Origin of the sequence: Halomonas sp. NyZ770, assembly GCF_020616575.1 — a bacterium.
Taxonomy (GTDB): Bacteria; Pseudomonadota; Gammaproteobacteria; order Pseudomonadales; family Halomonadaceae; genus Vreelandella; species Vreelandella hamiltonii.
On record NZ_CP085143.1, the window covers coordinates 947187 to 969516 of the forward strand.

Below are 22330 nucleotides of genomic sequence, written 5' to 3' on the forward strand. Positions count from 1 at the left end.
GATGCAAATAGTTATCAATTGTGTTGGGTGGGCGCATTACAGGATGGCAAAAGCGAGCTCCACCATCCCAAACACCGCGACCCCCGCCGCCACTGGCCAGCCCAGGGAGCGCAGGCGCCGCCATACCAACAGCGTCACGCTCAGCCCGATGGCCGTGGCGAGCCACGAGGTCGGGCTGGGGTTGACGGGCACGATGGAAACCCCGAGCACACCTGCAATCATCAGCGGGCCGAGGATCACCAGCCACTGCGGCATGGCATTGAGGCCGGTGTCGCTACCCAGGCGGCGCTGCATCCACAGAAAGGGCACCACCCGCATCAATAGCGTGCCCAGCGCACATATCACCACGGCAACCCACAGCGATGCGCTCATGGCGTGTGCTCCCGGCTGCGAAAGGTCAGGGTGTAGAAACACAAGGCGCCGCAGGCCGCCGCCAGCGGAATGGCCACATTGCTCCAGCCTGCCAGGTTCAAGCCCAGTGCGGCCAGCACGGTACAAGTGGTGGCGGCCGCCCAGTGTTTGCTGGTAAAGCGCGGTGCCACCATGGTGAGGAAGAGCGCAGGCAGGGCAAAGGGCATGATTTCTCCCAGCAATGGCCAGCGGGCGGTGACGGCTTCGCCACCGCTGGCTCCGGCGATGGTGCCTATGATCCACACCCCCCAGGCCAGCAGCGACGCGCCCACGAACCAGGCAAAACGTTTGACCTCGGGGAGCTGCGGCAGGCGGGTGAGCGCCAGGGCAAATACCTGGTCGGTCAGGCCGTGCATCAGCCAGGGCCAGTGGCGGCTACGGGGTAGCAAAGGCGCCAGGTTCGGCCCATACACCACATGGCGCACGTTGATCAGCAGGGTCAGCGCCACCACCAGCCACAGCGGCGCGCCAGCCGCGATCATGCCCACGAACAGAAACTGCGAGGCGCCAGCGTAGATCAGGGCCGAAATGATCGCGGCTTCCCAGGTCGTGAAGCCTGCCTGGGTCGCGACCAGACCAAACGACAGCGAAACGGGCACATAGCCTCCCAGCAGAGGGATGGCTTCGCGAACGCCCTGAAAACCTGCGCGCAGGGCGGAATGCTGGCTCGTATCGGCTTGCTCGATCGACTGGCTCACGATGGCGTACTCCCTTGGCCGTCAGTAGGAAACGTTAGCCTGGCAACTATTATGACCTTCTGTCAGGGGCGTGTCATGCGTAGAGAAGATTTCCAGTGGCATCTTTCATGCATGGTCTGTAGCGAGGCTGCTACGAGGAAGCGCGATGTATTCATTAGCCATGCTCAATCCCGTTAAGTCGATACTGCGCAGTGTGGCACTGCTGTTGCTGGGCAATGGCCTGCTCAACACGCTGCTTACCCTGCGGGGCACGGCGGAAGGTTTCTCCAGCGCGGTGCTGGGAATCATCATGTCCGGCTATTTTGTCGGGTTTATCTGCGGCACCTGGGTAAGCGGGCGCTTGATTCGGCGTATGGGGCACATTCGTACCTTTGGCTTCTGCGCTTCCATTTGTTCATCGGTGGCGCTGCTGCATCTGGTGTTTATCGACCCGTGGGTATGGCTGCCGTTGCGGGTGATCTACGGGCTTGCGTTCATTACCTTAATTACGGTGATCGAAAGCTGGTTGAATAGCCAAGCCGCCAGCCATGAGCGGGGGCGTATTTTTGCGGTATACATGGTGGTTAATCTGGGTGCCTTGGCACTCGCCCAACAGCTGTTGCGCCTCTCTTCGCCGGTAGGGTTTCTACTCTTTGTGGTGATCGCTATTTTGATCAACTGGGCGCTGTTACCCATTACCTTGACCCGTCGCGTTCAGCCCAAAATCTCCGAACGGCCCAAAAGCAGCCTGCGTGCACTGCTGAGCTTTGCGCCGCTGGCGGTGGCTTCTGCCGCGTTATCCGGGCTGGCCATGGGGGCGTTCTGGTCGATGACGCCGATATACGCCACGCAACTGGGGTTTGATATTGGCGGTGTTGGCTGGGTCATGAGTGTGGCGATCATGGGCGGCGCGCTTTTACAGATCCCCATCGGCCGCTTTTCCGACAAGCATGACCGCCCCAAGGTGATGATCTGGGTGGTGCTGCTGGCGGCCTTGACCGCCGCCGCCATGCCCTTTGCCCCCAGTCACGAGGTGCTGCTGGGGCTCTATTTTATCTGGGGTGGTTTGGCGTTTTCCCTCTATCCGTTGGCGGTAGCGCAGTTGATTGACCAGCTCCACCCGGATGAAATTGTCGCGGGTTCGGCGGATATGCTGGTCATGCACGGCGCGGGGTGTGCCGTGGCGCCGATGGCTGCCGGGTCACTGATGACCCTGGTCGGCAGCCACGGCCTGCCTATCTATATTGCCTGCGTCTTTACCCTGTTGGGTATCTATGCCCTCTATCGCCGCCGCCGTGTCAGGGCATGGGGCACGCATACGGCGCACTTCGAGCCGATGGTCCAAAGTAGTGCAGAGGTATTGGAAATGATCTTCGATGATACCCAGCGCGACCTCTTTGATGACCCGAGTCTTTATGAAGAGGATGAGCGTGAGCGTTTGGCGAGACTGCTGAAAACATCCAGCGGGTAGTACGAGAGCGTCGTAGAGCCAAGTAGTTGAGAAGAGCCGTAGAGAAAACCGTGGGTAACCGTCGTGGGAGGGCGCGCGGGGGAGTGGCGGTGGCCAGCCGCCACTCCCCAAGGCAAACGCCTACGCGCGCTTCGCTTCTTGCGCCCGGCAGGCGGCAGCCGTAAACAGCACGTCGGTGGACGAATTGAGCGCCGTTTCGGTGGAGTCCTGCACCACGCTGATGACGAAGCCGATTGCCACGGCCTGCATGGCGACTTCGGTAGGAATGCCGAACAGGCTCGCCGCCATGGGAATCAGCATCAACGACCCACCGGCCACGCCAGACACACCGCAGGCCGCCAGGGCCGAGACGACGCACAGCAGCAGGGCAGTGGGGAAGTCCACGGCAATGCCTAGCGTATGGGTGGTGGCCAGGGTAATGACGGTAATGGTGATGGCGGCGCCGCACATGTTGATGGTGGCACCCAGCGGAATGGAGATGGAGTAGGTATCGGCATCCAGCTTGAGGCGACGGCACAGTTCCAGGTTCACCGGGATATTGGCCGCCGAGCTGCGCGTAAAGAAGGCGGTGATGGCACTGCCGCGCAGGCAGGTGAACACCAGGGGGTAAGGATTCTGGCGAGTGACCAGATAGACCAGCAAGGGGTTGCTCACCAGAGCGACGAACAGCATGCAGCCCACGATGACCCCCAGCAATTGGGCATAGTTGAGCAGCGCCTGCATACCGGATTCAGCCAACGTACCCGCCACTAGGCCAAAAATGCCAATGGGGGCCAGCCGAATCACCAGCGTCACGATGCGGGTAATGGCGTTGGAGAGGTCTTGCAGCGCCTGGCGCGTGGTATCGGCCGCCTGGCGCAGCGCCAGACCCAGCGCAATGGCCCAGGCCAGAATGGCGATGAAGTTGCCTTCCATCAGCGCGCTGACCGGGTTGGTGACCGCATTCAGCAGCAAGTCACGCAGTACGCTGAAAATGTCGCTGGGCGGGTTGCCGTCTACCTGTCCGGCATCCAGCGTCAGTTCGGTCGGCATCCAGAAGCTGGCGGCCACCGCAATCAGCGCGGCGATCAGTGTTCCACATACATATAAAAGCAGCACCGCACGAATGTGCGTAGGTTGCCCTTGGCGATGTGCCGCGATAGCCGCAGCGACCAGTACGAATACCAGAATGGGGGCGACGGCCTGCAGGGCGGCGATGAACAGTTGGCCCAGCAAGGCAATGTCGCTGGCGACCGTAGGGGCGAGCAGCGCCAGCAGCACCCCCGCAATGATCCCCATCACGATCTGGGGTACGAGCCCCCATTGTAACAGTGGTCGGAAGAGGGCAGTGGCGGTAGCTATCATGACGGAACTCTCAGGTAGTGGGTGCAGATAGTAGGTGCAGTAGTCGGTGGAGCCGCGAGCTGGCAAGCCGCCAGCCCGTGCCTGAAAGGGGCAGTATTCTATCAGCTACGCAGAAGCTGTGGGGGCTGCAAAAAAGCGCCTAAGGCTATCTCGAAAATGGCAGGCCAGAGATATACTGATATTAGCGTCTGGGCTCGGCGTCAGCAGGCTTGGCGCGCTAACGTGGTTTCCTCTAAAAAAACATCAGGAATACACCCATGCGTATCAAAGTGTGGCTCTTCTCTTTATTGCTGCTGTGCAGCTCGTCGCTCGTGATGGCGGACGATTACTATGTGGATATCACCAATCGTACCGGCTACACCATCTATTACATGTACGTGAGCCCAGCATCGTCTTCCAGCTGGGAAGAGGACGTGCTAGGGAGCGATGTGTTGATGAATGGTGATACCCAGCGGGTGACGTTGACGGGCTATCGCAGCCCTTACTTCGATATTCGCCTGGTCGATGAGGATGACGATAGCTATACCTTCTGGAACATCGATGTATCGCGCCAGGATATCGTGGTCACGTTGGAGCATCTGGACTAAAAAAACGGCTTGCGCTCAGGGAGCGCAAGCCGAAGTAAGCCTTGTAGGAAACTGGGTAGTCAGTGCATCAAGCCACGGCGACAGAAACGGATGACGTCGCTTTCATCGCTTGATTAGCGGCACTGGAAGATTCAGCGTGCTGTGAGGCGCTCAAGGTTGCCATGTCGGCATAGGCCTTTTCGGTAAGCGTGACGACCTCCGGAGAGGTGCCCCATTTCAGCAGCATGTCATCGATGTGACGTTCTGCCGCTTCGAACTGGCCGCAATGGCAGAGCAGCTTGGCGATGGTGTAATCGCACTCGGGAGTGTCGAACATTTCTTCCCTGAGTTCGCGAATGGCCAGTTGCAGTCCTTCCTGAGAAATATCGGTCAACTGTGTAAATGGCATGCCACGTCTCCTTGTGAATGCTAGTGATCGCCCTTGAAGGGCCATCTTCCCTTGCTGTATCAGCAGGTTGATGCGTCAAATTGCTCTGTGGTAGCTATTTGTACGCGTCTTGTACCAATTGAGAGTAATACAGGGAGAGACGAGAATCAATCGCCGTGTGGCAGGTAAGGAAAAAATCACATGAATTAAAAAAATCCCCACGCGACAGGTGGGGATTTCAGTGGTGCTGTGGGCCGCTGGCGATGGGCTAAAACGTCATCATGGCCAGTAGTGTCATGGCGCAGCCCAGGAAAAACGCGCTGGTGGCAATGGCGAGCGTATCGGGCTCTTTGGTTTTTGCGCGGCTACGTTTCTGATCCATAAGGTATTTTTCTAAATGCTCACGGCTTCCTGGCTGTGTGCCTTTATAAAGATGTTGTCGCATCAGCTTACCTCCCTCAGGGTGGGTAATGTGTGTGACCCCCTCTAGCAATACTGCGGTAGCGCTTTGTCAGTGCTTGTTGTCACACTGTGTTCTGTCTTGAAAGCATAGACCATGGCGTCACGGAATAATTCATAAAAGCTATACAAAATGTTAACTATCGTGTCATGTCATCGTGATGGCGCAGGGTCCAGTAGCCGCCCCACAGCCGCGTTGCCGTGGTGATCAGGCAGGCTGCAGCGAACAGGTACGCCAACCAGGGGAAATGGTCGGGAAACAGGCAGAACACGATCAGCGCTATCACGGTTTCCGTGCCTTCCGTCAAACCCTCCAGGTAATAGAAAGCTTTTTGCGGAAAATGCGGGCGTTCCACCTGGTGTGCTCGAGCCGCAATCGCAAACGCCAGAAACGACGTGCCTGTTCCAATGAAGGCAAACAGTAACAGGGCCGCGGGCAGTGCGTTTTGCGCCGGGGCTGCCAGCGCAAAGCCTAGTACCACGGCGGCGTAAAAGACGAAGTCCAGCCCAATGTCGAGAAACCCGCCTGCATCGCTTTGTTGCTGGCCAAGCCTTGCCAACGCGCCATCCAGGCCGTCGCCTATACGATTGAGCACGATGGCCAGCAGCGCCCAGCCATAATGCTCGAAGGCCAGCAGGGGCAGGGCCAGCATACCGATTAGAAAGGCCGCCAGGGTCACCTGGTCCGGGGTGATGCGGCAGGCGTGAAGCGCGCGGGCGACCCAGCGTAGCGGAGGGTGGGTCAGGGGCATGGTAAAGCGGTCCAGCATGGGTGAACTCCTGAGCGGTGTGGGGCTCAGCCTGGAGCAGTGAAACAGATTTGTATACCTTGATTCTCTGCGGGCAACATCTTAGCCAATGCTAATAATTACGACCAAAGTGTTTAGACTTTGGTTGTAATTGCCGTCAATTTACTGGACTAATGGCTTATGGCAGTGAATAAAGGGCACCTCAAAAAAGCCAGACGCGCTGGCACATTTGTCCTTGGGTTGGCCCGTACGGCGCCCATTCGTTCACCCTGACTGCGAGCGGTACTTCATAATGCGCAGAACTGCCACGATGACGCTCTGGGACTCCCTTTGGCATTCCCACGACCAAGCAAAAAACCTCCTCATGTGTGCGCTGCCCACTTCTGGCACGGGCAGCGCTGGGCGAGGTGGTTCCTCTGACGCACAGCCAGGCAATCAGCCTCCGCGTCCGCCTGCCTTCAACACGGCGCAAAAAATTGGCCTGGTACTCGGGCCAGCTCTCTTTGCCTTTGTTTTGCTGTTTTTCCATCCGGCCGACCTGAGCTTCGAAGGGCGCATGGTGCTGGCTACCACGCTGTGGGTTGCCGTCTGGTGGATCACCGAAGCGATTCCGATCCCGGTCACCTCGTTACTGCCCATCATCCTGCTGCCGATTACCGGCGCCCTGGATGGCAATACGGTGACGGCGGCCTACGGTAACCCGATCATCTTCCTGTTCCTTGGCGGCTTCATGATCGCTCTGGCCATGGAAAAATGGGATCTGCACAAGCGCATTGCGCTGTCGATCATTTCCATTTTGGGCACCAGCATCAATAGCATCGTCTTTGGCTTCATGGCGGCCACCGGCTTCTTGTCCATGTGGGTATCCAATACCGCAGCGGTCATGATGATGCTGCCGATTGGTACTGCCATTGTCTTCCAGGTAACGGAAGAGCTGAAAAAGAGCTCGGAAGACCACAGTGCCGAAATCGACAAGTTCAGCAAGTCGTTGATTTTTGGTGTGGGTTACGGTGGCACCATCGGCGGTCTGGGCACCCTGATCGGCACGCCGCCCAACATCATTCTGGCCGCTATCGTCAGCGAGCTGTTTGGCGTCGAAATTTCCTTTGCGGGCTGGCTGATGTTTGCCTTCCCCGTGGTGGTGATCCTGCTGTTCATCGGCTGGGTCATGCTGACGCGCTTCATCTATCCCATCAAGCTGGCCAAGCTGCCGGGTGGCCGTGCGCTGATTCGCAAGGAGAAAGAGGCGCTGGGCAAGATATCTTTCGAAGAGAAAGCCGTACTGGGCGTTTTCCTGTTCGCGGCATTCTTCTGGATCACCCGCTCGTTCCTGTGGCAGGGGCAGATCATCAACATTCCTGGCATCAACGACACCATGATCGCGATTGCCGCGGCCATTGCGCTGTTCCTGATTCCTTCGCCCTCCAAAGGCGGCTGCCTGCTGGACTGGAGCGTGGCCAAAGACGTGCCTTGGGGCATTCTGCTGCTGTTCGGGGGCGGTTTGGCCATCGCGGCGGGCTTCGGCTCTTCGGGCCTGGCGTCCTGGATTGGCGGTCAGATGAGCGTGCTGGAAGGCGTCAATTTCATGCTGGTGATTCTGCTGGCCACGGGCATGGTGCTGTTCCTCACGGAAATCACCTCGAACACGGCCACGGCCACGATGATTCTGCCGGTACTGGCGTCGCTGGCGCTGGCGTTGAACATCCATCCCTTCGTGTTGATGGTACCTGCGGCCATGGCGGCCAACTGTGCCTTCATGCTGCCGGTGGGCACGCCGCCCAACGCAATCATCTTTGCCACGGGCAAGATCACCATCATGGAGATGGTGCGCAACGGCTTCTGGCTGAACATCATTTCCATGTTCCTGATTGCCGCGGCGGTATACTTCATGTTGCCAGTACTCTGGGGCGTGGATTTGACCACATACCCGGACGCGTTCCGCAACTAACCCGGTGTGTCGCCGCTGGCTCCTCTGGTAGGCCAGCGGGAAGCCACCAGGCTCCGGCCCCGCCCTCGTGCGGGGCTTTTTGTGCTCGGCTTTTGTGCGTCGTTGGCCATCGGGTTGGTATGATGCGGTCATACTTTCTGGATCGAGCCTGTCATGCGACTACTTCATACCGCCGACTGGCATTTGGGTCGGCTGTTTCACAATCTCTCGCTGCTGGACGACCAGCGTCATGTCCTGCAACAGCTGCTGACGATCATCGACCGTGAGCGCGTGGATGCGGTGCTGATTGCTGGTGATATCTACGACCGCTCGGTGCCCCCGGCAGCGGCGGTGACCCTGCTGGATGAGATACTGGCCGAGCTGTGCGAGAAACGTGGCCTGCCGGTCATCATGATCTCTGGCAACCACGATGGCGCCGCGCGGCTGGGGTTTGGGGCGCGTCATCTGCGCCAGGCCGGGTTACACATCCTCACCGATTTGGCCACCTGCGATCAGCCGGTGACGCTTGCCGTCGATGGCACGACGGTGGATGTCTTCGGTATTCCCTACGCCGACCCGGAGTACGTGCGCAGCGAGTTTGGCGCCGACGTGCGCGATTTCGATGCCGCCCACCGCCACCTGCTGGAGCGTATTCACGCCCAGCGCCATCCCGCGCGCCCGGCGCTGCTCATGAGCCATTGCTTCGTGGAGGGCGGGACGGCCAGCGAGTCCGAACGCCCGCTCACCCTGGGCGGTGCCGAAAGCGTTGCCTGGGAACCCATGCAGGGTTTCGATTACGTGGCGCTGGGGCACCTCCATGGCCCCCAGTACCGCGGAAGCGAGCACATCCGCTATAGCGGCTCGCTGCTGAAATACAGCTTCTCCGAGGCGACGCAGCGCAAGGGCGTCACCCTGGTGGAGATGGGCAGCGAAGGTCTGGTGAGCATCACCCAGCATCCGTTGACGCCCAGGCGCGACGTGCGCGTGCTGGAGGGAGAGTTGGCGCAGCTGCTGGCCATGGGGGGCGAAGACCCCGGTGCCGATGACTACCTGCTGGTGCGCCTCACCGACCGGCACGCCATTCTCGACCCCATGGGCAAGCTGCGGGCGGTGTATCCCAACGTCCTGCATCTGGAGAAGCCCGGCATGCTGGAAACGGCAGGTCGCCAGTCGCTGAGTCGTGAACGACTCGCTTTCAGCGCGCTGGACATGTTCAGCGATTTCTTCGCCCAGACCAGCGGCGAGCCCATGAATGACGAGCAGGCCCGCGCCATGGGCGAGCTGATCACCGCCCTTGACCGCGAGCAGGAGGGGCCAGCATGACGCCTTTGACACTGACCCTGCAGGCCTTTGGCCCGTTTGCCCGGCGTGACACCATCGACTTCACCGCGCTGGGCAAAAGCCCGCTGTTCCTGATCAATGGCCCCACCGGTGCTGGCAAAAGCTCGATACTCGATGCCATCTGCTTCGCACTTTACGGCCAAACCACCGGCAATGAACGGGACGCTGGCCAGATGCGCTGCGACCAGGCTGCGCCAGACCTGCTCACCGAAGTCACCCTCACGTTTCGCCTGCGGGAAAGCACCTATCGGGTGCGCCGCGTGCCCCAGCAGGAGCGTCCCAAAGCCAATGGCGAGGGTACCACCACCCAGGCTGCCGAAGCCCAGCTGTGGCGGCTGACCCCAGAGGGTCAGGAAGACGAATGCCTGGTGGCGCGCAAGGTCACCGATGCCAACGGCCAGCTGCAGCAGTTGCTGGGGCTGGATGCTCGTCAGTTCCGCCAGGTGATGGTGCTGCCCCAGGGCAAGTTCCGCGAGCTGTTGCTGGCAGGCTCCAAGGAGCGCGAGGAGATTTTTGCCCAGCTGTTTCAGACCCAGATCTTCCAGCGCATCGAACAGCGCCTGGCGGACCAGGCCAAGCACATCGTGCGTGAGGTGAACGACCACCGCCAGCGTGTACAGGGCATGCTGGCGGCCAGCGATGTCGAGAGCGAAGCCGCCCTGGAAGCTGCCCTCGCTGCGCTGGCCCCTGACCACCAGACCGCCAGGCACGACTTGGCCCTGGCCGCCGAGCAGCGGGAGCAGGCCGTGGCGGCCGCCCAGTCGGCGGCAGCGCTGGCCCGCCAGTTCGCGCAGCACGCCGCGCTGGTCAATGCCAAAGCCGCGCTGCTGGTGCAGCAGCCGGCCGTGCAGCGTGCCCAGCAGCAGCTGCGTCAGCATGAGCAGACCCAGGCCCTGGCAACACCGTTTTATGCCCGGCAAAGCGCCCAGCAAAATGCCACGGCGGCCCAGCGCGAGTGGGCCGCCGCCGAACAGGCCATTGCCCCGCGCCAAGCGGCTCACCAGCAGGCTCAGGAAGCGCTCGAGGCGGCCAATGCCCAATATGAACAGCTGCCCGCCCTGCAGCGCCAGGCCTATGCGCTAGAGCAATCCCTCGATCAGTGTCAGGCATTGGCCACGCTGGAGAAACAGCAGCAAGCGCTTGCCCAGCAAGTGGCCCGGGCGCGCGAAAATGCACAGCAGAAGCAGCATGCGGCCACGCAACAGGAGCAGCACGCCATCGAGCAGGAGATGCGCTGGCACCAGGGCCAGGCGGCTCTGCTCGCTGAGCAGCTGGAGGGTGGCCAGCCTTGTCCGGTGTGTGGCAGCCGTGAGCATCCCGCGCCTGCCTCGACGGCCCAGCTACTGGTCACGCAAGAGGAGGTGAAGCAGGCGCGCAGCGCCCATGAGCGCGCTCGACAGGCATGGGTGAGCGCCCAACAAGATGCCCAGCGCCTGGAGCAGCAGGCCGAGCACGTCGGTGAGCAGTGCCAGAAGCTGCGTGAACAGCTGGGCGATAGCGCATCGCTGGAGAGCGTGAATGCCTCGTTAGCGGCCGTGAAGCGTGAGATGGACACCTGCGAGCGGAGCTGGAAAACCGCCCAGAGTCAGGCCCAGACCGCCCACACGGCGTTCACCCAGGCGCAAACCACGCTCACTCAGGCAACCCAGCGCCAGGCCGAGGCGCAGCGGACGCTGGAAGCGGCCCAGGCCGAGTGGCAAACGGCCCTGCAGGGTAGCCCCTTTGAGGATGAGCAGGCATTTATCACCGCCCGTCTGGACACCGCCGAACAGCAGCGGCTGAGTGACGACGTGGCGCGCTTTCAACGGGAACTGGCCAGGCTGGAAGGGCAGCTCGAAGCCAGTGCGCCGCTGCTGGAAGGCAAGACGCCGCCCGACGTTGCTGCTCTCGATGCCCAGGCTGGCAACAGCAAGGCCCGGGAGGAGGCGTGCCGACAGCATTACCAGCGGCTGAGCGCACGGGTAGACCAGCTCACTGCCACGCGACAGCGATTGGCAGAGGCGCGCAATGTGGAGGCGGCCCTGGACGAGCAGTACAAACTATGGGGTACGCTCAGCGAAGTGGCCAACGGGCGCACCGGGAATCGCATCAGCTTGCAGCGCTTCGTGCTGGGCGTGCTGCTGGACGATGTGCTGATTCAAGCCTCCGCGCGCCTTGTGCGCATGAGCCGCGGGCGCTATCAGTTGGTGCGCCGAGAAGACCCTTCCAAAGGTAATAAAGCCTCTGGCCTGGAGCTGGACGTGGCCGATACCTATACCGGCAAGAATCGCCCGGTGGCGACGCTTTCCGGCGGCGAGTCGTTCATGGCTGCGCTGGCGCTGGCGCTAGGGCTTTCCGATGTGGTGCAAGCCTATGCAGGCGGTATTCAGCTGGATACGCTATTCATAGATGAAGGCTTTGGCAGCCTCGACCAGGACGCGCTGGACCAAGCCATCGCCATGCTCAGCGAGCTGCAGATGAGCGGGCGCATGATCGGCATCATTTCGCATGTCAGCGAACTCAAGGAGCAGATGCCGATTCGTATCGACGTGCTGCCCAGCCGTCAGGGCAGCACGGTCGTGGTGAAGGGTGAAGGGTGAAGGGTGAAGGGTGACGAGCCCGGCGGTTCACGTTGCGTTCATGTTCGATGCTTTATAACCAGAACCGATCAATTCACGATGATGACCCGAAGGGGGAGCAAGGATGAATGCGAGCAAGATTCTCCAGCAGTTGATGAATCAGGCCAGTGGTGGCAAAGGCGGCCGTGGTGGCATGGACGTGCAGGGCATCATGGATGGGTTGTCGCGGCAGTTGGGCGGCAGTGGCAGTCAAGCGGCGCGCTCCGGCGGCAGCTCGGGCGGGTTCGACATGAAGAGCCTGCTGGGTGGCGGGGCCATGGGCATGCTGATTGGCTCCAAGCGAGGCCGCAGCATGGGGGGCAAAGCGCTGAAGTATGGGGCCATTGCCGGGGTTGGCGTGTTGGCCTGGAAAGCCTGGCAACGCTCCCAGGCCAACGGCGGTGCCACGGCGGCGTCGGCAGAAGGGGAGCGTGTCGAGGTACTCAGCGGTGAGTACCAGGAGCGCCGCAGCCTGGAGCTGTTGCAAGCCATGATCATGGCAGCCCGCGCCGATGGCCATATCGATGAACAGGAGCAGGCGCTGATCACTCAGCAGATCGATGCGCTGGGTGCCGACGACGAGATGCACCGCTGGGTAGAGCAGCAGCTGCGCGCCCCGCTGGACGCCAGGGCACTGGCTCGTGAAGCAGACTCCCCCCAGGCCGCCCGTGAAATGTACCTGATCAGCGTGGCGGTGACCGACGACCAGAACCCCATGGAACGCGCCTGGCTGGACCAGTTGGCCAGCGCCCTGAACCTGTCGCCCGACATGGTGGCAGAACTGGAACATCAGGCCCAGCAGGCCAGCTGATGCTCGATATCGTTGGCACTGCCAACTTGTGGTTAGCCACCGGTTTTGGGCTGGGGCTGATGCCCGTGGCCCCAGGCACGTTTGGTTCCTTGCTTGGCCTGCCGTTGGCCTGGTGGCTGTCAGGTCGCTCGACCCGTCAGCAGGTGGTCATCATCACGCTGATGCTGTTGGCTGCCGTGCCGGTGTGCCACATGGCGTCCCTGCATTTTGATGGACAGGATCATGGCAGTATCGTCGCCGATGAATATGTGGCTTTCCCCTTGGCAGTGCTGGGGCTAAAAGCTGCCCGCCATCCGCTGGTGTTGGCCTTGGCGTTCGGCGTCTACCGCTTCTTTGATGGCCTGAAACCACCGCCTATTCATCTGGCGGAACATGTTACCGGGGGAGTGGGGATCGTGCTGGATGACGTGATTGCTGCGCTGGTAAGTTGGCTGGTGGTCGCGTTGCTGGTGACGCTATGGCAGCGTCGGCAGCGGCAAATCGTTTAACATCGCTTCTCTCGACGCTAACCACCAAAAACGCCGCAGGTCGCGAAAGCGACGCTGCGGCGTTGTGCTTTTGCCTACCGGAGCAGCGTAGGCGTTCGCTATCAGCTTTGAACCACGATCACCGACTTGGCATTAACGAACTCGTGCATGCCAAAGCCGCCGTGCTCACGGCCGTAGCCTGAATCCTTCACGCCGCCAAACGGCATCTCGGGCGTGGCCACACCAAAGCCGTTGATGAACACCATGCCGGTATCGAAATACTTGCTGGCCAGCTCGGTGGCGCGTTTCACGTCCTTGGAGATGATGCCGCCGCCCAAGCCGTAACGGCTGTCGTTGGCGATGCGCATGGCGTCGTCGTCATCCTTGGCGCGAATCAGCGCCGCCACCGGGCCAAACAGCTCGTCGTCGTAGGCGGGCTGACCGGGGGTGACGTCATCCAGCACCGTGACCGGGTAGAACGCGCCTTTGCCTTCCGGCTTTTCACCGCCGCAGAGGATTTTCGCGCCCTTGCGCACGCTCTCTTCCACCTGCTCGTGAAGGGTATCGCGCAGATCCACGCGGGCCATGGGGCCCAGGTCGCTGTCTTGCTGGGTCGGGTCGCCCGCTTTCAGGTCCTTCATGCGCGCCACGTAGCGCTCCTTGAACGCTTCGTAGTGCTTCTCGGTGACCACGAAGCGTTTGGCGGCCACGCAGGTCTGGCCGCCGTTGAATACGCGACCGGTCACGCAGGTGTCGATGGCCACGTCCAGGTCGGCGTCGTCCAGCACCAGATAAGCGTCGTTGGAGCCCAGCTCCAGCACGGTCTTTTTCAGGTGCTCGGCGGCCTTGGCGGCCACTTTGCGACCAGCGCCGTCGCTGCCGGTCAGGGTCACGCCCCGCACGGCCTTGTGGGCGATGATGTTGTCGGACACTTCATGGGAAATCACCAGAGTGCGGAAGACGTTTTCCGGCAGGCCCGCCTCACGATAGATCTTTTCCAGCAGCAGGCCGCTGCCGGTGACGTTTTCAGCGTGTTTCAGCAGCACGCCGTTGCCCGCCATGATGTTGGCGATGGAGTAGCGCACTACCTGGTAGGCAGGGAAGTTCCAGGGCTGAATGCCGTAGATCACGCCCATGGGCGAGTAGGTGACGAAACCGCGCTCGCCATTACCGGGCTGGCGCTCTTCATCGGCCAGCTTGGTGGGGCCGTGTTCGGCGGTGTAGTCACAAATGCCCACGCACAGATCCACTTCCTGACGGGCCTGATCCGGCAGCTTGCCCATCTCTTTCACCATGAGCTGGGCCAGGTCTTCCCGATGCGCTTTCAGCGCCTGGCCAATGGCCTTGACCACACGGGCGCGTTCGTCCAGAGAGGTCAGCCGCCAATCGAGAAAGGCCTCATGACAGGCCTCGACGACCTGCTGAGCCTGCTGGTCATCCATCAGTGTGTAGGATTCGAGGGTATCACCCGTGGTGGGATTGACGGTCTTGATCGTGTTGCTCATAAGATCTCCTATCTTTAGATCAACGGGACGTGAGGGGGTAGACCACACAGCGGCTAGTCGTTCCTTTAGGCCGACTGGTCTATTCACGCTGATTTTCCACTTTAGTAGAAAAATCCCCATTTGCCCAAATTTCGCGGTCTGTTCACCCGCTCACCCTTTGGCGCTTTTTATGGCGCCAGGGAAGGGCGGTGGGCCCACACGGTATCCAGGGTGTCCAGCGCTGCCTTGATGGTGGGCTCGATGGCGCGATCCTGTCGCCAGATCAGGCTCAAGGCGCAGGGCAGGCGAACGTGCTCGGCCACTGCCAGCCCGCTCTCCTGGCGCTCGGCCATGGCCAGCGCGTCGCGGGCCAGGCTCAGGCCGACCCCGGCGCGCACCAGGTCCAGCATGCAGGCTTCCTGGTCGACCTGTGCCACTCGGTGCGGCGTGGCGCCGCTGGCAGCCAGCGCACGCTGGAGCAGGCGCGAGTGGGCAGACACGCTGGGGGTGACGATCCAGGGGAGGCTGGCCAGCGCTTCCCAGCGGGTGTCGGCCAACTTGGACTCCCAGCCCGGGGGCGCCACCACGTGGTAATGAAAGTGGGTCAGCTCACGCCAGGCCAAGGCGTCATGGGCCGGGCCTTCGCCGGGCGGTGCCAGAAAGAAGCCCACATCCAGCTCGCTGTGCACCACGTCTTCCAGCACGCTGCCGCTCATGCCGTGGTGCAGCTCCGTTTCCAGCTGGGGCGCGCGGGCCATCAGGCGGCTCAAAAAATCGCCCAGGCGGATGAATTCAGGGTCCACTATGGTGCCGATGCGCAGCTTGCCGCGCAGGGTGCTGTGCAGGGCACTGGCGCTTTGTTCGAATGCCAGCGCACTGGCCAGGGCGTTTTCGGCGGCGGGCAGCAGGGCATAGCCATCGGCAGTGAGGCGCAAGCCCTGAGGGCGGCGGGTGAACAGCGTCAGGCCAAGGTGTTGTTGAAGCTGCTTCAACTTTAGGCTGACGGCAGGCTGGGTGAGGTGCAGCTGTTCAGCGGCGCGAGACACGCTGCCGGTATGGGCAACGGCCACAAAGGCCCGTAGCGTGGCGTACTCCTGCATGGTCGATGACCTTCGTTGTCATGTTATTAGCAGAGCTTATATCCGGGTTAAAAATTACTCAATTGCTTGGCCTGTGGCGCCGGGTAGTCTAGGGCAGATTCTCCTCATCACTTAAACGATGTTTATAAAGGTAGCGACAATGACAACTCACGCCATTCACCACTTCATCAACGGCCAGCGCAGCGAAGGCACCTCCGGTACTGCTCAGGACGTTTTCAATCCGGCCACGGGCCAGGTCACCGGCCGCGTGGCACTGGCGTCGGCGGCGGATGTGGACACGGCCGTGCAGGCGGCCCAGGCGGCCTTCCCTGCCTGGGCCGACACGCCCCCCATTCGCCGCGCTCGGGTGATGTTCAAGTTTCTGGAGCTGCTCAATACACACAAGGATGCGCTGGCCGAAGCGATCACCAAAGAGCACGGCAAGGTGTTCACCGACGCCCAGGGGGAAGTGGCGCGTGGCATCGATATCGTCGAGTTTGCCTGTGGCATCCCTCAGCTGTTGAAGGGTGACTATACCGAGCAGGTGAGTACCGGCATCGACAACTGGACCGTGCGACAGCCGCTGGGCGTGGTGGCCGGGATCACCCCGTTCAACTTCCCGGCCATGGTGCCCATGTGGATGTTCCCCATCGCGATTGCCGCCGGGAATACGTTCATTCTCAAGCCCAGCCCGCTGGACCCCAGCGCTTCGCTGATGATTGCCGACCTGTTGCAGCAGGCGGGCCTGCCGGATGGCGTGTTCAACGTGGTGCAGGGCGACAAGGACTCCGTGGAAGCGCTGATCGATCATCCGGAGGTGAAGGCGCTGTCGTTCGTCGGTTCCACCCCCATTGCCAACCTGATTTACGAGCGTGGCGCGAAGCACGGCAAGCGCGTGCAGGCGCTGGGCGGCGCCAAGAACCACATGGTGGTGATGCCCGATGCCCACCTGGACAAGGCCGTCGATGCGCTGATCGGTGCCGCCTACGGCAGCGCCGGTGAGCGCTGTATGGCCATCAGCGTGGCCGTGCTGGTGGGCGACGTTGCCGATAAAGTCGTGCCGATGCTCACCGAGCGAGCCCAGGCGCTGAAGGTCAAGGATGGCATGCAGCTGGACGCCGAAATGGGCCCCATCGTGACCCGTCAGGCCCATCAGCGCATTACCGGTTACATCGAAAAGGGCGTGGCCGAGGGTGCACAGCTGATCGTCGATGGCCGTGAATTCGACGGCGCCAACGCGGGAGAAGGCTGCGCCGAGGGGTTCTGGATGGGCGGCACGCTGTTCGATCACGTGACCCCCGACATGACGATCTATAAAGAAGAGATCTTCGGCCCGGTGCTGGTGTGCGTGCGCGTGCCGGACGTGGCCACCGCCATTCAGCTGATCAACGACCATGAGTTTGGTAACGGCGTGAGCTGCTTCACCGAAAGCGGTAGCGTTGCCCGTGAGTTTGGCCGCCGTATCCAGGTGGGTATGGTCGGCATCAACGTGCCGATTCCCGTGCCCATGGCGTGGCACGGTTTCGGCGGCTGGAAGCGCTCGCTGTTTGGCGATACCCATGCCTATGGCGAAGAGGGCGTGCGCTTCTATACCAAGCAGAAGTCGATCATGCAGCGCTGGTCTGACTCCATCGACGCCGGTGCCGAATTCGTGATGCCCACGGCGAAGTAACGCCCGCTCTTCACCGGAGTCACCCGCATGTCCAACAATACAACTACCCCCATGGCGGCTCATGCCGCCATGCAATGCTTTGACTATATCGTGGTAGGCGCAGGCACTGCAGGGTGCCTGATGGCCAACCGACTGAGCGCCGACCCGAACAATCGGGTGCTGCTGATCGAAGCCGGTGGCCGAGACAACTACCACTGGATTCATATACCCGTCGGGTACCTGTATTGCATCAACAACCCGCGCACCGACTGGCTGTTTCGCACGGAGCCCGACCAGGGATTGAACGGTCGCTCGCTGATCTACCCGCGCGGCAAGACCCTGGGCGGCTGCTCCAGTATCAACGGCATGATCTACATGCGCGGCCAGGCGCGGGATTACGACCACTGGGCGGAAGTGACCGGCAGCGATGCCTGGCGCTGGGAGAACTGCCTGCCGGACTTTATCAAACACGAAAACCACTACCGATTGGATAAAGGCAGCGACGGTGATGACACTCACCGCGCGTTTCATGGCCACGGCGGCGAGTGGCGGGTGGAGAAGCAGCGCCTGAAGTGGCAGGTGCTGGATGACTTTGCCGAAGCTGCCGTTCAGGCCGGTATTCCTCGAACCGAGGACTTCAATCGAGGTAGTAACGAAGGCGTTGCCTATTTCGAAGTCAACCAGCGCGACGGCTGGCGCTGGAACACGGCCAAGGCGTTCTTGCGCACGGCCTTGAAGCGGGACAATCTGACGCTGTGGCACTCCACCCAGGTGAACCGGCTCTGCTTCGAGCGTGATCAGGCCGTCCCCCGCTGCGAAGGAGTCGAAGTGGTGCGAGAAGGCAAGACTCTGCAGGTGCAGGCCAGCAAGGAAGTCGTGCTGTGTGCTGGCGCGATTGGCTCGCCCCACCTGCTGCAGTTATCGGGCATCGGTCCCGCCGAGCACCTTGCCGAGCATGACATCGAGGTCGTGCACGATCTGCCGGGGGTGGGTGAGAACCTGCAAGATCACCTCCAGATACGTTCGGTGTATCGTGTCAGCAATGCCAAAACGCTGAACGCCATGGCCAGCACGTTATGGGGCAAAGCCGGTATCGGATGGGAGTACCTCACGCGGCGCACGGGACCCATGAGCATGGCGCCGTCGCAGTTGGGCGCGTTCACGCGTAGTTCCGACGACCAGCCGTATCCCAATATCCAGTACCACGTGCAGCCGTTGAGTCTCGAAGCCTTTGGGCAGCCTCTGCACCCGTACCCTGCGATTACCGCCAGCGTGTGCAACTTGAACCCTACCAGCCGAGGCACCGTGCGCCTGAAAAGCGCCGACCCGCGCCAGGCACCGGCAATCGCGCCGAACTACCTGAGCACCCCCGAGGACCGCAAGGTGGCCGCCGATTCGCTGCGGGTGACGCGACGCATCGCCGAGCAGCCCGCCTTTGCCAGATACGCCCCGGAAGAGATCAAACCGGGCGTGGAGTACCAGACCGACGAGGAGCTGGCCCGTTTGGCAGGGGATATTGGCACGACGATTTTCCATCCGGTCGGCACCACGCGGATGGGAAAAGACGACGACCCCATGGCCGTGGTGGATGCGCAATTGCGGGTTCGTGGGGTGTCTGGACTGCGGGTGGCCGACGCGGGAGTGATGCCCACCATCACCAGTGGCAACACCAATTCGCCGACGCTGATGATCGCCGAAAAGGCCGCCGGATGGATTTTGGAAGAAAATTCATTGCACTGACATTTTTTTCCATCATAGTGTTGACGTGCAGCGTCGTTAAGCGCATGCTGCATGCAGTTGGTTAGCAAGTCGAACGTAGTCAGCAGTATCGAAACGCTCTCGCGTTGAGTCTGGTGAAAGTTTCTTGTTCTACCCACTGCAACTCGGGTATTGCCCGGCTCTTCATTAAGCTAAATCGAGGATTTCGATCATGGCAACTGGTACCGTTAAGTGGTTTAACGACACTAAAGGCTTCGGCTTTATTTCTCCGGACGACAATGGCGACGACCTGTTCGCGCACTTCTCCGAAATTCAAGCTGACGGCTTCAAAACTCTGCAAGACGGCCAGAAGGTTTCCTTCGACGTCACCCAGGGTAAAAAAGGCCTTCAGGCTTCCAACATCAAAGTTCTGTAATCTGAACGAATGATGTTGTCAGGTGACCTACGGGTCAGCCTGTAAAAAAACCCCGCCTTCGTGCGGGGTTTTTTGTTTGCCACGATTTTCGCTTCACCCCTCACCCCTCACCCCTCATGGTTATATTCTATTTTGTTCTTACTGTGTTTCTAAAAATAACTTTTTAGAATATTGGGCAGGCGGCACAATATCCCCAGGTTCGTTTATCAAGGATATGGGTTTATGTCGCTGGATGCCTGGATTGCCGTTGGGGTGGTGCTGACGATTTTCCCCCTCATGGCGCTGTCGCGCCTGGGTCCCGATATCATTCTATTGGGAGCCGTGGTGGTATTGATGACCCTGGGGGTCATCGACCCGCAGCAGGCGCTGGGAGGCTTCTCCAACAGCGGCCTGTTCACCGTGGCGTTCATGTACGTGCTGGTGGCCAGCATCCGTGAAACCGGCGGCATCGATTTGATCATTCGCTATGTGCTGGGCCGCCCAGCCACCGAGCGGGGCGCCCTGACCCGGCTGCTGCTGCCGGTGGCGTCGCTGAGCGGCTTTCTCAACAATACCCCGGTGGTGGCCACCTATATCCCTGCGGTGATGAGCTGGAGCCGCCGTTTGAAGCTGTCTCCCCAGCGGCTGCTGATGCCGCTGAGCTTTGCCTCCATTCTGGGCGGGACCATCACGCTGATCGGTACCAGCACCAATCTGGTGGTGCATGGGCTGCTGGTGGAGCGTTACCCGGAGCTGGCCATGGGGCTGTTCGACCTGGCCTGGGTTGGCCTGCCGGTGGCTCTGGCCGGGCTTGCGTATCTGATCGTGCTGGGGCCGCGCATCCTGCCTGCCCGTAAAGGCGTCGCCAATGCCTTTGCCAACCCCAGAGAATTTACCATCGAGATGGAGGTGGACCCCACCGGCGTGCTGGTGAACCGCACCGTGGAGGAGGCGGGGCTGCGGCATCTTCAGGAGCTGTTTCTGGTCGAGATCGAGCGTGACGGTAACGTGGTCAGCGTGGTGGGGCCGGGCGAGCAGCTCAAGGGCGGTGACCGGCTGGTGTTCGTGGGCACTTCGGCGGCGGCCGTGGAGCTGCAGCAGATCCGGGGGCTGATTCCCTCTCGGGATGGCGCTTCCAGCCTGGAGAAGGAGTTCAAGGAGCGACGGTTGGTAGAAGCCGTGGTCTCCAGTCAGTGCCAGTTCATTGGCCAGCGCATTCGCGACGGCCGCTTTCGAACTCTGTACGGGGCGGCGGTGCTAGCGATTTGTCGCGGCGGCGAGCGGGTGACCGGCAACCTCGGGCAGGTACGTCTGCAGCCAGCGGACGTGCTGCTGCTCGAGGCTCGCCCGCCGTTCATCGAGCGCCATCGCCAATCCAAGGATTTCCTACTGATCAGTGAGCTCAACGGTGCGGCCAGGCCGGTGCATGAAAAGGCGCCGCTGGCTTGGGCGATCCTGCTGGGGGCGGTGATGCTGGCGACCTTTGGCGTGCTCAGCATGCTCAATGCTGCCATGCTGGGCGCTGCCATGGTGCTGCTGACCGGTTGCTGCACGGTAGGCGCGGCCAAACGGGGTCTGGATACTCAGGTTCTGCTGACCATTGCGGCCTCGTTCGGCGTGGGGGCGGCGCTGCAAACCTCTGGAGCAGCCGACGTGATGGCGGGCGGTATTCTCTCTCTGGTGGCAGGTAATCCCTGGCTACTGCTGTTGGGCACCTACTGCGTGGTGGCGCTGCTCACCGAGATGGTGACCAATAACGCGGCGGCGGTGATCATCTTTCCGGTGGTGATGGCGGCGGCCGAAAGCCTGGGCGTCAATCCCATGCCCTACGTGGTGGCCGTCATGTTTGCTGCGTCGGCCAGTTTTCTGACCCCCATTGGCTACCAGACCAATCTGATGGTGCATGGCCCAGGGGGGTATCGGCTGGGGGACTTTCTGCGCGTAGGAGGTGGATTGAACCTGCTGACCGGGGCCATTGCGGTGACGTTGATTCCGTGGGTGTGGCCGTTTTAAGCGGGGAAGGACTCGCCCAACGCGTCGCTTTACGCTAGGGTGGCGCTTTTGACAGCCACCAAGGAATGCGACATGACAGCTCCAGGCGAACTGATTATCGAGCCGCAACATGGTCAACCCGCCGATGCGTGCGTGTTCATCATTCATGGACTCGGTGCCGACGGGCACGATTTCGAGCCGCTGGTGCCTGCGCTGGCCTTGCCGGAAAGCGCCCATGTGCGCTTCATCATGCCCCATGCGCCGCGCCTGCCGGTGACCATCAATGGGGGCATGGTGATGCCTGCCTGGTATGACATTCTGGCCATGGACCTGGGGCGCCGGGTCGACGAAGTGCAGCTGAAAACCTCCGCTGCGCGCATTCAGGCGCTGATTCAGGAGCAGATCGATCAAGGCATCGATAGCCAGCGCATCATCGTGGCGGGGTTCTCTCAGGGCGGCGCGGTGGCCTATCAGGCGGCCCTCTCGTTCCCCCAGCCGCTGGGCGGGTTGCTAGCGATGTCGACCTACTTTGCCACCGCCGACAGCATTGAACTTGCCGAGGCCAACCGCCATATCCCCATTGAGGTGCATCATGGTAACTTTGACCCCATCGTGCCTGAAACGCTTGGCCGCACTGGCGCCGAGCGTCTCAAGGCGCTCGGTTACTCGGTGAACTATCGTCAATATCCCATGGCCCACGCGCTCTGCCCGCAGCAGGTCAACGATATTGGCAGGTGGTTGAGCGAACGTCTCGCGTAGTACGGCCTCCTTTTTCGCTGGCCAATGCACAGGATAGGCGGAGG

At 61.3% G+C, this 22330-nt stretch carries 20 protein-coding genes; 12 read left to right on the plus strand and 8 right to left on the minus strand.

What is annotated here, in order from left to right; translation table 11 throughout:
* Positions 1–36: 36 nt before the first annotated feature.
* Together LG409_RS04520 and LG409_RS04525 are read right to left on the minus strand one after the other, a co-directional pair.
* The gene (locus tag LG409_RS04520) at positions 37–372 is read right to left on the minus strand and encodes an AzlD domain-containing protein (protein WP_096921328.1); all 336 of its coding nucleotides are present in this window, start codon (positions 370–372) and stop codon (positions 37–39) included.
* A complete protein-coding gene (locus tag LG409_RS04525) occupies positions 369–1109 on the minus strand; it encodes an AzlC family ABC transporter permease (protein WP_227407699.1) in 741 nt (246 codons plus the stop codon). The genes LG409_RS04520 and LG409_RS04525 overlap by 4 nt, the downstream gene beginning before the upstream one ends.
* Before the next feature lie 145 nt (positions 1110–1254).
* On the opposite strand from LG409_RS04525, the gene LG409_RS04530 reads away from it, so the two are divergent.
* Complete coding sequence (locus LG409_RS04530; RefSeq protein ID WP_227407700.1) at positions 1255–2559, plus strand: MFS transporter; 1305 nt, start codon at positions 1255–1257, stop codon at positions 2557–2559.
* A 120-nt stretch (positions 2560–2679) separates the two neighbouring features.
* Here the strand turns inward: LG409_RS04530 and sstT are convergent, their stop codons facing one another.
* The gene (gene sstT, locus LG409_RS04535; RefSeq protein WP_193461628.1) at positions 2680–3903 is read right to left on the minus strand and encodes a serine/threonine transporter SstT; all 1224 of its coding nucleotides are present in this window, start codon (positions 3901–3903) and stop codon (positions 2680–2682) included.
* A 257-nt stretch (positions 3904–4160) separates the two neighbouring features.
* Here sstT and LG409_RS04540 point away from each other — a divergent pair, with 257 nt between their 5' ends.
* Positions 4161–4490: a hypothetical protein gene (locus tag LG409_RS04540; protein ID WP_039175695.1), complete on the plus strand. Its 330-nt coding sequence runs from the start codon at positions 4161–4163 to the stop codon at positions 4488–4490.
* A gap of 67 nt (positions 4491–4557) precedes the next feature.
* Here LG409_RS04540 and LG409_RS04545 read toward each other — a convergent pair whose 3' ends face one another.
* From LG409_RS04545 to LG409_RS04555, 3 genes are all read right to left on the minus strand, one after another.
* Positions 4558–4878 carry a hypothetical protein gene (locus LG409_RS04545; RefSeq protein ID WP_227407701.1) on the minus strand — a complete coding sequence of 107 codons (321 nt, stop codon included), beginning with the start codon at positions 4876–4878 and terminating at the stop codon, positions 4558–4560.
* Positions 4879–5125: 247 nt separating this feature from the next.
* A complete protein-coding gene (locus tag LG409_RS04550) occupies positions 5126–5302 on the minus strand; it encodes a hypothetical protein (protein ID WP_227407702.1) in 177 nt (58 codons plus the stop codon).
* A 154-nt stretch (positions 5303–5456) separates the two neighbouring features.
* A complete protein-coding gene (locus tag LG409_RS04555; RefSeq protein WP_039175697.1) occupies positions 5457–6086 on the minus strand; it encodes a CDP-alcohol phosphatidyltransferase family protein in 630 nt (209 codons plus the stop codon).
* Between the two features lie 343 nt (positions 6087–6429).
* On the opposite strand from LG409_RS04555, the gene LG409_RS04560 reads away from it, so the two are divergent.
* From LG409_RS04560 to LG409_RS04580, 5 genes are all read left to right on the plus strand, one after another.
* Complete coding sequence (locus tag LG409_RS04560) at positions 6430–8013, plus strand: SLC13 family permease (protein ID WP_227407703.1); 1584 nt, start codon at positions 6430–6432, stop codon at positions 8011–8013.
* 153 nt (positions 8014–8166) lie between these two features.
* The gene (locus LG409_RS04565; RefSeq protein ID WP_144979872.1) at positions 8167–9315 is read left to right on the plus strand and encodes an exonuclease SbcCD subunit D; all 1149 of its coding nucleotides are present in this window, start codon (positions 8167–8169) and stop codon (positions 9313–9315) included.
* Positions 9312–11912 carry an AAA family ATPase gene (locus tag LG409_RS04570; RefSeq protein ID WP_227407704.1) on the plus strand — a complete coding sequence of 867 codons (2601 nt, stop codon included), beginning with the start codon at positions 9312–9314 and terminating at the stop codon, positions 11910–11912. Before LG409_RS04565 ends, LG409_RS04570 begins: the two co-directional genes overlap by 4 nt.
* A 103-nt stretch (positions 11913–12015) precedes the next feature.
* Positions 12016–12741, plus strand: a complete 726-nt coding sequence (locus tag LG409_RS04575; protein ID WP_039175704.1) for a tellurite resistance TerB family protein — start codon at positions 12016–12018, stop codon at positions 12739–12741.
* 8 nt (positions 12742–12749) lie between these two features.
* Entirely contained in the window at positions 12750–13229 is a 480-nt protein-coding gene (locus LG409_RS04580) for a phosphatidylglycerophosphatase A family protein (protein ID WP_373294976.1), read from the plus strand.
* Positions 13230–13330: 101 nt separating this feature from the next.
* Here LG409_RS04580 and LG409_RS04585 read toward each other — a convergent pair whose 3' ends face one another.
* A complete protein-coding gene (locus tag LG409_RS04585) occupies positions 13331–14713 on the minus strand; it encodes an NAD-dependent succinate-semialdehyde dehydrogenase (RefSeq protein ID WP_227407705.1) in 1383 nt (460 codons plus the stop codon).
* Positions 14714–14880: 167 nt separating this feature from the next.
* Positions 14881–15792 carry a LysR family transcriptional regulator gene (locus tag LG409_RS04590; RefSeq protein WP_039175710.1) on the minus strand — a complete coding sequence of 304 codons (912 nt, stop codon included), beginning with the start codon at positions 15790–15792 and terminating at the stop codon, positions 14881–14883.
* A gap of 139 nt (positions 15793–15931) precedes the next feature.
* Here LG409_RS04590 and LG409_RS04595 point away from each other — a divergent pair, with 139 nt between their 5' ends.
* The 5 genes from LG409_RS04595 (at position 15932) to LG409_RS04615 (ending at position 22286) form a co-directional block, all read left to right on the plus strand.
* Positions 15932–17443: a CoA-acylating methylmalonate-semialdehyde dehydrogenase gene (locus tag LG409_RS04595; RefSeq protein WP_081136048.1), complete on the plus strand. Its 1512-nt coding sequence runs from the start codon at positions 15932–15934 to the stop codon at positions 17441–17443.
* A gap of 51 nt (positions 17444–17494) precedes the next feature.
* Positions 17495–19162, plus strand: coding sequence for a GMC family oxidoreductase (locus LG409_RS04600; protein ID WP_446719098.1), 1668 nt, complete (start codon positions 17495–17497; stop codon positions 19160–19162).
* Positions 19163–19352: 190 nt separating this feature from the next.
* On the plus strand, positions 19353–19556 hold the full coding sequence (locus tag LG409_RS04605) for a cold-shock protein (RefSeq protein WP_009101184.1): 204 nt from the start codon (positions 19353–19355) through the stop codon (positions 19554–19556).
* Positions 19557–19778: 222 nt separating this feature from the next.
* Positions 19779–21548: an SLC13 family permease gene (locus LG409_RS04610; RefSeq protein WP_227407707.1), complete on the plus strand. Its 1770-nt coding sequence runs from the start codon at positions 19779–19781 to the stop codon at positions 21546–21548.
* A 72-nt stretch (positions 21549–21620) separates the two neighbouring features.
* Entirely contained in the window at positions 21621–22286 is a 666-nt protein-coding gene (locus tag LG409_RS04615; RefSeq protein WP_227407708.1) for an alpha/beta hydrolase, read from the plus strand.
* Positions 22287–22330 lie beyond the last annotated feature (44 nt).

Excerpts from the sequence above, each read along its gene's own strand:
- LG409_RS04520 (WP_096921328.1), bottom strand. The coding sequence starts at position 372 with ATGAGCGCATCGCTGTGGGTTGCCGTGGTGATATGTGCGCTGGGCACG.
- LG409_RS04530 (WP_227407700.1), top strand. The coding sequence starts at position 1,255 with ATGTATTCATTAGCCATGCTCAATCCCGTTAAGTCGATACTGCGCAGT.
- sstT (WP_193461628.1), bottom strand. The coding sequence starts at position 3,903 with ATGATAGCTACCGCCACTGCCCTCTTCCGACCACTGTTACAATGGGGG.
- LG409_RS04540 (WP_039175695.1), top strand. The coding sequence starts at position 4,161 with ATGCGTATCAAAGTGTGGCTCTTCTCTTTATTGCTGCTGTGCAGCTCG.
- LG409_RS04545 (WP_227407701.1), bottom strand. The coding sequence starts at position 4,878 with ATGCCATTTACACAGTTGACCGATATTTCTCAGGAAGGACTGCAACTG.
- LG409_RS04550 (WP_227407702.1), bottom strand. The coding sequence starts at position 5,302 with ATGCGACAACATCTTTATAAAGGCACACAGCCAGGAAGCCGTGAGCAT.
- LG409_RS04555 (WP_039175697.1), bottom strand. The coding sequence starts at position 6,086 with ATGCTGGACCGCTTTACCATGCCCCTGACCCACCCTCCGCTACGCTGG.
- LG409_RS04560 (WP_227407703.1), top strand. The coding sequence starts at position 6,430 with ATGTGTGCGCTGCCCACTTCTGGCACGGGCAGCGCTGGGCGAGGTGGT.
- LG409_RS04565 (WP_144979872.1), top strand. The coding sequence starts at position 8,167 with ATGCGACTACTTCATACCGCCGACTGGCATTTGGGTCGGCTGTTTCAC.
- LG409_RS04570 (WP_227407704.1), top strand. The coding sequence starts at position 9,312 with ATGACGCCTTTGACACTGACCCTGCAGGCCTTTGGCCCGTTTGCCCGG.
- LG409_RS04575 (WP_039175704.1), top strand. The coding sequence starts at position 12,016 with ATGAATGCGAGCAAGATTCTCCAGCAGTTGATGAATCAGGCCAGTGGT.
- LG409_RS04585 (WP_227407705.1), bottom strand. The coding sequence starts at position 14,713 with ATGAGCAACACGATCAAGACCGTCAATCCCACCACGGGTGATACCCTC.
- LG409_RS04590 (WP_039175710.1), bottom strand. The coding sequence starts at position 15,792 with ATGCAGGAGTACGCCACGCTACGGGCCTTTGTGGCCGTTGCCCATACC.
- LG409_RS04595 (WP_081136048.1), top strand. The coding sequence starts at position 15,932 with ATGACAACTCACGCCATTCACCACTTCATCAACGGCCAGCGCAGCGAA.
- LG409_RS04600 (WP_446719098.1), top strand. The coding sequence starts at position 17,495 with ATGGCGGCTCATGCCGCCATGCAATGCTTTGACTATATCGTGGTAGGC.
- LG409_RS04605 (WP_009101184.1), top strand. The coding sequence starts at position 19,353 with ATGGCAACTGGTACCGTTAAGTGGTTTAACGACACTAAAGGCTTCGGC.
- LG409_RS04610 (WP_227407707.1), top strand. The coding sequence starts at position 19,779 with ATGTCGCTGGATGCCTGGATTGCCGTTGGGGTGGTGCTGACGATTTTC.
- LG409_RS04615 (WP_227407708.1), top strand. The coding sequence starts at position 21,621 with ATGACAGCTCCAGGCGAACTGATTATCGAGCCGCAACATGGTCAACCC.